Here is a 9,764-nt window from a genome sequence, read left to right as displayed (position 1 = left end):
TTAAACGCCAAAAGAAATCTCATAGATATTAATTTAGATGTCTCTATTTTAGACCGAAAATCGATAAGCGTTGGTTTAGCTTCCCTCGTCTTGTCAGCGCTTAGTTTTGGGCCCGTTTCTATAACTACCCACATGCACGATAGATATCTCGTGGCATCTTTGGCTTTCTCTCTTTTGTTTATAATTTTATTTGTCGCCGCCATTGGTTTTTTTAAGCTCACAAATGCTAAAAATAAATTAATATCAATATGCCTTTTATTAGTTATATTGGTTAATGGTTACTTAGTTTTTGAAAAAACGAATACTACCTACTTTAGTCGACTCAATCTACAGAATTTTTTAAGTCAGAATTTTCAGAATGTCGCAAAAAAATGGCCGGAAAAGTCTCAAGTTGTTGTTTTGTGGTCTAAAGGGGATTTTGTAACTCCAACGGGTGGCTATAATCATTGGAGCACATGGTATTTAAAATTTATTTCTGGGCGGGATGATATTATAGGTCTTGTTGGGCCCCAGTCTTCAATTTCAAGACTTCCTTTCGTAAAGAAATACAAAGACCATGACTCCGAATATTGGGAGTTAAGAGGCAAACGAAGTAGCCGAATTCGGATGAAGGGCCTTGAGAAAGACCGCCCGACTTTTGTATATCAAATTGATGAAAAAGGAAATTTCTCTTTATATGATGGGGTTGTATTTATGCTGGAGAAGCCTGTTTTTATCCAAGCAGGCAAAAGCTTGCTTGAAGCCGAGCCATACAGTCCGGCCAAGCAGCGGCGAAATACTTTCATCTGGCCATACCCAAAATATGACCCCTCTACTACTAAAAATGAGTCAGGTGCGACTCAAAATGCTCCAAAAGCACAAACGGCGCATTTCGAAAAACAGTCCGACACAAAATATCTCTACCGTCACGACCCCGAAGCCAAGCAACGCTTGTGGATTCACCGCATAGAGCATGCCACGGACTCGGGCGAAACTCTGAAAGCCTCACTCAAGGTGAGCAGCACCAAAAAGATGAGCCTCTCGGCCAGTTTGGCGCGTCACGACACGAATGAACCCTACGAAGGCACGGCCCGACAGATTGTCTTGGAGCCCGGCGTGGAGACCCTGATCGAAGTGGCGCACACCTTCCAGCAACCTCGGAAAAATCTGAAAGTTCAGCTCGACATCAAAGAATGCGATGGGGACACTGCGGAACTTGATATCCGGCAAATCAACGTGGCCACAGCAAAGTAAAAAATTATTAGATGCCCGTCATTGGAATGACTGAATGTGAAATCTTTGATGGCAAACGATTCTGATTAAGTTTTGGTTTGTTTTCCTGAGAAGAAATTAATCTTAATTTACTTATAATACTACAAGCGGATTAAAAATTATGTTTAAACATACAAGTGCACTTGTTGAATCTGAGCAAATCGGATACGGCACCAAGATATGGGCATTTGCCCATATTTTACCGGGCGCGGTCATTGGGAAGGATTGCAATATTTGCGACGGGGTGTTTATAGAAGGCAATTCAACGCTTGGTGATCGTGTCACCGTCAAGTGCGGGGTTCAAATCTGGAGCGGGGTTCACCTCGAGGATGATGTCTTTGTCGGCCCCAATGCCACATTCACCAATGATCTCTTTCCGCGCTCCAAAGACCACTCCAAACCCATTTTGGAAACGCGTGTATGCCAGGGGGCGAGCATCGGGGCTAACGCCACGATTCTGCCGGGAATCACGATCGGCCGCAAGGCGATGGTGGGTGCCGGGGCCGTGGTCACGAAGTCCGTGCCACCTTACGCCAAAGTGGTGGGCAATCCTGCACGCATCGTGGGGTATGCAAATGCCGGGGAGCAGGCAACCATCAAACTTCAGACCACCCAAGACAAGGCGCTTGGTGCGGTGCCTTTCGGCGTGGGCAAGGCCTCGCTCCACAGGTTCCCGTTTGTGGAGGATTTGCGTGGCAATCTCTCGGCTGGCGATTTTGAAAAAGAGCTTCCTTTCCAGCCCAAGCGGCATTTTCTGGTTTTTGGTGTCCCCGGGAAGGAAGTGCGCGGCGAGCACGCGCACCGCAAGTGCCACCAATTCCTGATCGTGCCCCATGGTAGCGTGGCTGTGGTGGCTGACGATGGCAACAAGCGCCGCGAGGTGTTGCTGGATCACCCAGCCCTGGGCTTCTACTTGCCACCGCTCACTTGAGGAATCCAATACAAGTATTCAGCGGATGCCGTGTTGCTGGTTTTTGCCTCCCACCCCTATGATTCTGCTGATTACATTCGGGACTACGATGAGTTTTTAAAAATTCTGGCCGACAGTGAGGAGCAACCATGAGCAAGATTCCTTTTCTACAACTTGGCGATGCGGTGGCGGAACAACGGGAAGCCATCGATGCGGCCATCCGGCGTGTGCTCGACAGTGGCTGGTATTTGCTCGGCCCGGAACTGGAAGCCTTCGAAAGCGAGTGGGCGGCTTGGTGCGGGGCTCGACACTCCGTGGGCGTGAGCAATGGCTTGGATGCCATGCATCTGGTTCTTCGAGCCTGGGGGATTGGGCCGGGTGACGAGGTGATCGTGCCTTCAAATACCTACATCGCCTCTTGGTTAGCGGTGACCATGGCGGGAGCAGACCCCGTGCCTGTGGAGCCGGAGTGGGATACCTGCCTCATCGATCCCAAGGAGATCGAGGCGGCTATTACGCCCAGAACCAAAGCCATCATGGCCGTGCACCTTTACGGCCACCCTTGCGACATGCTGGAGATTGTTGCCATGGCCCGTCGGCACGGCTTGAAGGTGATCGAGGATGCAGCGCAAGCCCATGGGGCTGAGATCGCGGGTCGCCGGATCGGGGCGCACGGTGATGCAGTGGCCTGGAGCTTTTATCCCAGCAAAAACCTCGGGGCGCTCGGCGATGCCGGGGCGGTGACCACCAATGATGAGGCCTTGGTGAAATCCCTCAAAACACTCCGCAATTACGGTAGTGCGGTCCGCTATGTGAACGAGGTTCCGGGTTACAACAATCGCATGGAAGAAATACAAGCCGCGATTTTGCGTGTGAAACTCGGCAGCCTTGAGGAATGGAATGCCCGCAGGGAAGACTTGTCCGCGAGATACCAAGCGGCATTTGCGAATCTTCCTCTAACCACTCCGGTTGTTCGCCCTAGGGCCAAGCACGCCTGGCATCTCTATACCTTTCGCCACTCGAGGAGGGATGCCATTCGCGAGCATCTGGAAAGGGCACGTATCGGCACGCTCATCCACTACCCGATCCCGCCTCATCAGCAAAAAGCCTATGCGCATCACAAAGTCGCCAGCCAAAGTTTTCCCATCGCCGAAAGAATCCACCGCGAAACCTTAAGCCTTCCGCTGGGGCCGCATCTTGCCACAGCCCAACAGGACCGGGTGATTCAAACCGTGATTAATGCCCTTGAGGTAATCCTCTAATTAGACAATGCCAAAACTTTCCATCGTCGTTCCCGTTTATTTCAACGAGGCCTCGCTTCTTCATTTGGAAAAGGCCTTGGTCAACCTCGAGCGCGATCTTGCCGCGACCGGGGTGGAAATGGAATTGATCTTTGTGAATGATGGATCCCGCGACAAATCCTTGGATATCTTGCAGGAAATCCAATCCCGTCGCCCTAAGACGATCGTTCTTAACCACCTTTCAAATCAGGGCTCGATGGTGGCGATTCAAACCGGTCTCAAGTATGCCCGCGGCGATTGCTTCACTTATCTGGCTGCCGATCTGCAGGACCCACCCGAATTGATTGTCGAAATGGTGCAGGAATGGAAAATGGGCCAGCGGTTTGTGGTTCGAACGCGATCCTCGCGGCAGGATCCGCTGGTGACCAAGTTTTTTGCTTGGTTGAATTATCGGATGGTGCGCTTGCTCATTATGCCGAGCTACCCGGATGGAGGCTTCGATATGGCGATTATGGATAAGGTATTTCTGCCCCATTTGCTTCGCTGTGGCCACAACAAGAATCTGGCCATGTTTGCATGGTCTCTGGGAATTCCGGCAAAAACTCTCACCTACCATCGCCGCGAAAGGGAGCACGGGAAATCGATGTGGACATTCCGAAAAAAAATCAACTATTTCATAGATTCCAGTGTGGGATTTTCTGTCAAGCCCATGCGCTTGGCGACCGGCATCGGTTTTTTCATCGCCTTGGGATGTTTCGCTTACGCCACAGTCGTGGTTTTGGGAAAGGCTTTGGGATTAATTGAAGTGCCCGGCTTCGCAGCCCTTGCGGCCCTACTGGGATTCCTGAATGGATGCGCTTTTATTTTCCTTGGCCTACTTGGTGAGTATGTCTGGAGAATTTACCGAGAAATGGACCGTCATGGGGAGGCGGTCGTGGAGGAAATCACGGCATTCGAACCTCGCCAGACTAAAGAATGACCAAACAGAATTTTCCCGGCGGGTTTACAAATCATGACGAGCGCTTTGAAGAGCGCGCGGAAATCATTCGTGAAAAGGGCACGAACCGGGCCCGGTTTTTCCGGGACCAGGTGGATAAATACTCCTGGGTGGATGTGGGGTCGAGCTTCGTGATGAGTGATGTGTTGGCGGCGTTCCTCTATGGTCAACTCGACAAGTGGCAGGAAATCCAAGCCAAGCGCCGAGCGATCTGGGAGCGGTATGACGCTGAGTTGGCGCATTGGGCGGCGGCGAATGGAGCGCGGCGGCCGGTAGTGCCGGAGCATTGCGACCAGGCTTGGCACATGTATTATTTAATTATGCCATCGCTGGAAGCGCGGACAAAGTTTATTTCGCGTCTCAAGGAGAGTGGTATCACCTCTGTTTTTCATTACCTTCCCTTAAATAAGAGTGAATATGCGACAAAAATGATGAATAGCGGATGGGGGATAGCGGATTGTCCTGTGACAGAGGATGTTAGCGATCGAATCGTGCGCTTGCCGTTCTATACGAGCATGAAAGAAGAGGATCACAACGGGTCTCCATTTTTCGGGGCAATCTCACAGTAATAATAAACAAACGGACGAATATCTTGCGTTCAGGCAAAGCACTTATGCTAGGATTATTCCTAAGATACCGTCTGTTACTACCCTAAGGAATATTCTCTATGTCCCATCCATTTAAGACTGCCTGCGCGGCAATTGCACTTTTTGGCTGCCAAGCGCTTACAGCCCAAGAGGTCATCGATTTCCACCGCGATATCGAACCCATCTTGCAGGCTCGGTGTTTAAGTTGTCACGGTCCCGATGAGGTGGAATCCGATTTTCGAGTGGACCGCAAAGCTACGCTCATCGGAGGCGGTGGGTCTGGCATTGAGACCATTGTCCCCGGCAATCCGGCAGAGAGTTACTTGATCGAATTGGTCAGAGAACAGGACGAAGAATATAGGATGCCGTACGAAGAGGAGGCACTCCCCGAGGAGGAAATCGTTCTATTGGAGAAGTGGATCGCCCAAGGAGCCGTTCTTCCCGATGACTTTGAAGAAGACGCAGAATTGCCCGAAGTCGAGCACTGGTCATTGCTACCCGTCAAGCGGCCAGAGGTTCCCTGGGCAAAAGGAATCAATAATCCGGTCGATGCCTTTCTGCGAGAGAAGCTCGATGAAAAAGGACTGGCATTTAACGCACCGGCCGATGCCCGAGCGCTCATCCGACGCACGTCAATACTGCTGACCGGCCTACCGGCCACCCCCGAGCGTATTGAAGCATTTCAGCAAGCTCACGCCAAGAACGCTGACCTGGCATTTGAGAGTCTCGTGGACGAACTCATGGAATCTGAACCCTTCGGAGAACGCTGGGCACAACACTGGCTCGACGTCATTCGCTGGGCAGAGACCAATGGATCCGAAGCGAACCTCTACCGCAAGAACGCCTGGTACTACCGTGACTACGTAATTAACGCCTTTAACGAAGATAAACCCTATGATCAATTCCTCCTCGAACAATTAGCGGGCGATCAACTGGGCGTCGGAGAAGCCACGGGATTTCTCGTTGCGGGACCGCATGTTCCGACTGCCACGGTAGGACGCGAACCATCCGCCATTAGGCAGGCCCGCGCAGACCGCATGGATGAGATCATGCAAACGGTGGGCGCCTCCCTCATGGGCATGACCGTGAGTTGTGCGCGTTGCCACAATCACAAGTTCGATCCGATATCGATTAAGGATTACTATTCACTAACCGCCGTCTTTCAAGGCGTGGAATTCGGAAGCCGGTATCCAGAGCTTGATGAAGACAACCCGCTTCTGGAAACCCAGGAAACGCTGACCCGAAAAATCGAGAAGGAACGAGCAAAACTCCGCGCACAAAATCAAGCCTGGGAAGAAGACTGGACCGGCTGGAACGAATTTTATTTTCCGGCTACGAAAACCAAGGCCATGCGTCTGTCATTTCACACCCAGTCGGTCGGTGTTGAGGAGATCGAGCTCTATGGTGACCAAACGGGAGAAACCAACCTGGCGTTCTCCGGCAATGGCACCCTTGCAAGAACCGACGATTCGATGACTCAGATCCGCGGTGAGGTGTTCTTTGCCAATGACGGCGTACTGAGCACTAATCGCTGGCGATCCAAAGCGCCTGACGAAACACAGGCAAAGCCTTGGATCATTCTTGAGTTTGAAGAACCGCAATCGGTCGATCGTCTGGTCATCAGCTCTAACAAACATTACTATCTGGAAACCGACTATCTGACCGCCTACACACCTGAGACGAACTTCAAATACACCCTTGAAGCCCAACTCGAAGACGGAAGCTGGCAGGCGATCGCCACTAATACCCACCAACCGGAAGATCCGGGACTCCTAACATCGATTGAGCGTATCCACGATATGGTCATCCAACTCAACGAGCAAGGACCGCAGCCCAGCTTTGTAGGCCAGTTTATCGAGCCAGTTACTTCCTATGTTTTTCATAGGGGCAATCCTGAGAGTCCGCGGCTCGAAGTCGCACCGGCCGGTTTCGATATTCTGCAAGGCGATCTTGGTCTTGAAACTTCATCTCCAGATCCTGAACGCCGTATACGGTTTGCCGAATGGATTATCAATCCTGAACATCCGTTAACAGCCCGTGTCATGGCCAATCGGATATGGGGTCACCTATTCGGATTGGGTATTGTGCCCACACCCGCAGACTTCGGAACCGTGGGGGCGCCCCCCACCAACCAAAAGCTTCTTGACTGGCTTGCTGCCGAGTTTGTGAACCCTACCCTATCCGACGCAACTCCCTGGTCAGTGAAAGGTCTTATTAAAACCATCTTAATGACAGACGCTTACCGACAATCAAGCGCACCGAGGGAAGAAGCCTTGGCGGTTGATGGATCCTCCCTTTACCTCTGGCGATTTCCGCCCAGACGGGTCGAAGCGGAAGTTATTCGGGATGGTATCCTCCTCGCATCTGGAAAACTCGACCCACGCCTTGGCGGCAAGAGCTACAGAATTCACAATGAAAAAAAGACCTACGCTCAATGGGAAGTTGTGGACAATCACGGTCCTGATACCTGGCGGCGGATGATCTACCAGGAACGCATGCGCCGTGTAGACGACCGAAACTTTACGGCCTTTGACTTTCCAGACTGCGGACAGATTAACCCAAAACGGCCCGTATCCACTACACCGTTACAGGCGCTCAATCTCATGAACAGTCCGCTTACGGTGCAGCAGACTGAGCTAATCGCTCAACGCGCTGTCGCCGAAACCGACGGTGGGCATGAAAACGCGACTCGCAGACTATTCCAAATCATACTGGGGCGTGAGCCTACTCAAGAGGAACTAGACGCTTCCCTCGAAGTTGCCGAATCAGGCGGCCTGCAATTGGTCAGCCGCTCGTTAATCAATTCCAACGAATTTGCATTCCTGCCATGAACAACCCAGAAGAAAAAATTTCCTTTCACGGCCGTCGTTTACTAAGCCGCCGTGGTTTCCTCGGACAAGCGGGCATGTCACTTGGTGCGCTATCATTATCTCAGTTGATCGCAAAAGATGAAGGCATGTTTGGCAAGGCGCCGATTCGACCTAACATCGATTCGAATAATCCCTACACACCCAGGCCCTCTCACTTCCCGGCTCAGGCGAAACAGGTGCTGGTTATCTACTGTCCTGGCGCAGTCAGCCATCTCGACACGTTTGACTACAAGCCGGCACTCTTCGACATGCACGGTAAGAAGCCACCCAATCTTCCAGCCGTCACCTTTGAAGGCCCGAGTGGAAATATAGCCAAACCGTTCTGGGATTTTAAGCCCCGGGGTCAAACGGGTAAAATGGTGTCCGACCTCCTGCCCAACCTGGCTGAGCAAGTGGACGACTTTTGTTTCTTTCACTCCTTAACCACACAGACGAGCGCTCACCCGCAAGGGGAGAACTTTATGAACACCGGTTTTACCATGGAAGGGTTTCCCTCCTTTGGTGCCTGGGTCACCTATGCGCTCGGCTCTGAAAACGAAGAGCTCCCTGCATTTGTCGCGATCAATGACCCACGCGGCCTGGCCCGTTCCGGAAAAAACAATTTTGGAAACGGGTTTCTACCTGCAGCATTTCAAGGCACCGATTTCAATGCCAAGAACCCACCGGCGAATCTCGTGCGACCCGAGGGATTTTCCGCCCACGACGATAAGAAAACGGTCGACCTGTTACAGCGATTTAATGCGCAGCACATGGAGCAATACCCAGGTGACGCAGACTTGGCGGCTCGCATCGCGAGTTATGAACTGGCCGGCAAAATGCAGACCTCTGTTCCGGAGGTCATGGGCATCGAGAATGAACCGGAATCCATTCACAAAGAATATGGCACCGATCAAGGCAGCGATCTGAAACGCGAATACGCCAAGAACTGTATCCTCGCACGACGTCTGGTTGAAAAGGGCGTGCGTGTCGTGCAGCTGTTTAACGGTAGCGACCCTTCCGGTGGCAACGGCATAACCAATTGGGATTCTCATAGCGATATTTTGAAAACCCATGCGATGCAGGCGGAGATCATGGATCAACCGACTGCAGCCCTCATCCACGACCTCAAGCGCCGCGGACTCCTCGATCACACCTTAGTCGTCTGGTGCACCGAGTTCGGCCGGATGCCCTTCTTGCAAGCGAATGGTACCGGTCGCGATCACAACCCGGATGCCTTCACCTGTTTCATGACCGGCGCCGGCGTGAAGAAAGGGTTCAGCTACGGCGAAAGCGACGAGTTCGGCTTCAAAGCCGCCGTCGATCCCGTCACGGTCTACGACTTCAACGCCACCCTCCTCCACCTCATGGGCCTCGATCATGAACGCCTCACCTACTACCACAACGGCATCGAACGTCGACTGACCAACGTGCACGGTCACGTGGTCAAGGATGTCCTAGCATAGGCACAATTATTCTCAAAACACAGGGAAAGTCATTAAAGCGTGTGAATAACCTGTGGATATCAATTTATTGCTGTAAGTATACATATGTTCACTATTCTGCGGAGTGTGCAAATCTTACCGACCCCGCCAGGCCAAAGCCTCTCCACTCTGGCAATGCCTGAAATCCTCTCTAGACGATTTCTTTCAAGTTTATCCCACCCAGTACCAGCCCACGCTGGGAGCGCTCCGGCAAGAACTGGAGGACGCCTTTAATCGCTTTCTGCGCTGCGGTGACCTCAACCAAGGCTTCCTGCGGGTCCGTTGCGACCATTGCGACCACGTTCCGAGCCCGAAGGGCGACAAGACCGGATTGTGGAGCAATACCGGATCATACCTGCTTCCCTTCACCTGCAAGCAACGCGGTATCTGCCCTACCTGCCATCAACGCCGCACCGTTGATACCGCACAAACCATCTCCTCCGAAATC

General features: G+C 52.1%; 6 protein-coding genes and 1 pseudogene. All 7 read left to right on the top strand.

Annotated features, from left to right (window positions below; all coding sequences use genetic code 11):
* The coding region (locus tag O3C43_23340; protein ID MDA1069420.1) for a hypothetical protein at positions 1–1,233 on the top strand (1,233 nt) is incomplete at its 5' end.
* A 139-nt stretch (positions 1,234–1,372) separates the two neighbouring features.
* Positions 1,373–2,314 (top strand): annotated as a pseudogene (locus tag O3C43_23335) (WxcM-like domain-containing protein).
* A complete protein-coding gene (locus O3C43_23330) occupies positions 2,311–3,423 on the top strand; it encodes a DegT/DnrJ/EryC1/StrS family aminotransferase (GenBank protein MDA1069419.1) in 1,113 nt (370 codons plus the stop codon). The pseudogene O3C43_23335 and the gene O3C43_23330 overlap by 4 nt, the downstream one beginning before the upstream one ends.
* A gap of 7 nt (positions 3,424–3,430) precedes the next feature.
* Positions 3,431–4,381, top strand: a complete 951-nt coding sequence (locus O3C43_23325) for a glycosyltransferase (protein ID MDA1069418.1) — start codon at positions 3,431–3,433, stop codon at positions 4,379–4,381.
* Positions 4,378–4,968 (top strand): DegT/DnrJ/EryC1/StrS family aminotransferase, encoded by a 591-nt coding sequence (locus O3C43_23320; GenBank protein ID MDA1069417.1) that lies wholly within the window; start codon positions 4,378–4,380, stop codon positions 4,966–4,968. The genes O3C43_23325 and O3C43_23320 overlap by 4 nt, the downstream gene beginning before the upstream one ends.
* 98 nt (positions 4,969–5,066) lie before the next feature.
* Positions 5,067–7,817, top strand: a complete 2,751-nt coding sequence (locus tag O3C43_23315) for a PSD1 and planctomycete cytochrome C domain-containing protein (protein ID MDA1069416.1) — start codon at positions 5,067–5,069, stop codon at positions 7,815–7,817.
* On the top strand, positions 7,814–9,298 hold the full coding sequence (locus O3C43_23310) for a DUF1501 domain-containing protein (protein MDA1069415.1): 1,485 nt from the start codon (positions 7,814–7,816) through the stop codon (positions 9,296–9,298). The genes O3C43_23315 and O3C43_23310 overlap by 4 nt, the downstream gene beginning before the upstream one ends.
* The last annotated feature ends 466 nt before the right edge of the window (positions 9,299–9,764 follow it).

The organism is Verrucomicrobiota bacterium (assembly GCA_027622555.1).
Taxonomy (GTDB): Bacteria; Verrucomicrobiota; Verrucomicrobiia; order Opitutales; family UBA2995; genus UBA2995.
This window is presented reverse-complemented; position numbering and strand designations above follow the sequence as displayed.

Excerpts from the sequence above, each read along its gene's own strand:
- O3C43_23320 (MDA1069417.1), top strand. The coding sequence starts at position 4,378 with ATGACCAAACAGAATTTTCCCGGCGGGTTTACAAATCATGACGAGCGC.
- O3C43_23315 (MDA1069416.1), top strand. The coding sequence starts at position 5,067 with ATGTCCCATCCATTTAAGACTGCCTGCGCGGCAATTGCACTTTTTGGC.
- O3C43_23310 (MDA1069415.1), top strand. The coding sequence starts at position 7,814 with ATGAACAACCCAGAAGAAAAAATTTCCTTTCACGGCCGTCGTTTACTA.
- O3C43_23325 (MDA1069418.1), top strand. The coding sequence starts at position 3,431 with ATGCCAAAACTTTCCATCGTCGTTCCCGTTTATTTCAACGAGGCCTCG.
- O3C43_23330 (MDA1069419.1), top strand. The coding sequence starts at position 2,311 with ATGAGCAAGATTCCTTTTCTACAACTTGGCGATGCGGTGGCGGAACAA.